This is a genomic window from Holospora undulata HU1, assembly GCF_000388175.3.
Lineage (GTDB): Bacteria > Pseudomonadota > Alphaproteobacteria > Holosporales > Holosporaceae > Holospora > Holospora undulata_A.
The window spans coordinates 1-1,653 of record NZ_ARPM03000018.1; the positions used below are offsets into that span (position 1 = coordinate 1).

3 protein-coding genes are annotated in these 1,653 nt (G+C 35.0%); all 3 read left to right on the plus strand.

The window, feature by feature from the left end; translation table 11 throughout:
* A partial coding sequence (locus tag K737_RS00185; RefSeq protein WP_035574561.1) for a phosphotransferase occupies positions 1-349 on the plus strand: 349 nt, incomplete at its 5' end.
* Entirely contained in the window at positions 346-1,059 is a 714-nt protein-coding gene (locus K737_RS00190; protein ID WP_006294308.1) for an MBL fold metallo-hydrolase, read from the plus strand. The genes K737_RS00185 and K737_RS00190, both read left to right, overlap by 4 nt.
* A gap of 39 nt (positions 1,060-1,098) precedes the next feature.
* On the plus strand, positions 1,099-1,365 hold the full coding sequence (locus K737_RS00195; RefSeq protein ID WP_006294310.1) for a hypothetical protein: 267 nt from the start codon (positions 1,099-1,101) through the stop codon (positions 1,363-1,365).
* Positions 1,366-1,653 lie beyond the last annotated feature (288 nt).

Sequence of the window (1,653 nt, forward strand, 5' to 3'; positions counted from 1 at the left end):
ATGGGATAAGGCTTGTGCGACAATATGGAATAAGGCGCCAATATGGATTCATGGCGATTTTGCGATTGGCAATATACTGATGGATGGTGGAAAACTATCAGCAGTCATTGACTTTGGCGGTGCTGCGGTTGGCGATCCTGCCTGTGATCTTGTTATTGCATGGACTTATTTGAGCGGCAAATCTCGTGAGATTTTTATATCAAAAATGGATATGGCCCCAGATACATGGCTCCGAGCCCGCGCCTGGGCATTGTGGAAAGCAACATTTGAGCTATGCCAGATAGCAGATAAAAGTAACTCTGATACTGAAACGCATAAACGAATTATTGATGAGGTGCTCGTAAAATGATTAGAATTACAACTGTATACGACAATAATCTTAGTCAATCTGAGCTTCAGGATGATTGGGGATTTTCTTGTGTTGTTGAGCATCCAAATGGAAATATTATCTTCGATACTGGTGCTAAACCTGCAATATTAGAAAATAACTTAAAAAAATTGCATATCGATCCTCAATCCATTAAATACCTTGTTATTTCTCACAAGCATTGGGATCATAAAGGTGGAGCTTTATGGCTTTTAGCGCAAAATCCAAATATCATTATTTATATGCCAAAAACTTGGAGCTCTAGTTTAGAGAAAAGTTTACTTATCAATAAGAAACAAATACATAGTATTAAAGAGAATTGTCCTATAAACGAAGCTTGTTATTTGATTTTATCAAAGAATTTTTGGATCAATGAGCTGGCTCTGGGAATAAAAACATCAAAAGGTATTATCGCCATAACTGGATGTAGTCATACAGGGGTACTGAAGATTGCCAAAACTATGCGTTTTGTTACCAAAGAAAAAATACATGCGTTATTTGGAGGGTTTCATCTGATGCGCTCTTCAAAATTAAAAATTAAAAATGCTGTAATCGGTTTAAAAGATGAGGATATCAATTTTATAGCTCCATGCCATTGTACAGGAGATTTGGCTTTATCAATCTTTAAAAAAGAATTTAATAGTAAATTTTTAAAAAATGGTATTGGATCTCAATATTTGTTTGAAGTATGAACGAGTTTTAATTAATAATTTTTTATAGGAGATACTGTAATGACTACTAATGCAATAAAACCAGATGATATTTTATCTGATAGTGAAAATTTTGTAGAACTAAATGGCCTGACTGTTCGCAAAGGATCAATAGCTGCTTTTCTAAAAAATATTGATCTTTTTGAAGATTCAAATTCAAACGAAGCACAGAAAGCTGCTGCTCTTGAGATGATCAAAGAACTAGCCCCAGCAATCATAGCAGCTGGCCTTCATAAGCATGCAACATTTAAGAACAAAATTATCGAAGATATTTTATGCGACCTATGAATCAAGGCACTAAAAATCACCTCTCTTTAATCATCTGAATTATGGCGTTGATCGCAATTGGTGGGATCATTGGCTCTTTAACCAAGCCGGAGATTAGCACTTGGTATAGCACCTTACATCGCTCCCCCCTGACACCCATAAGTGTTGAAAGTGTCAAAATAAATGTTTAACAGCATTGAAATCCCCTCCTGAAATAATAATTAATGTTTTAATAAAAGATTACTCTAGATCTAATGTAAATTGAAATAATGGAATTTTGAAGCCATGCAGTTTCTTTCTAGCCTTGTA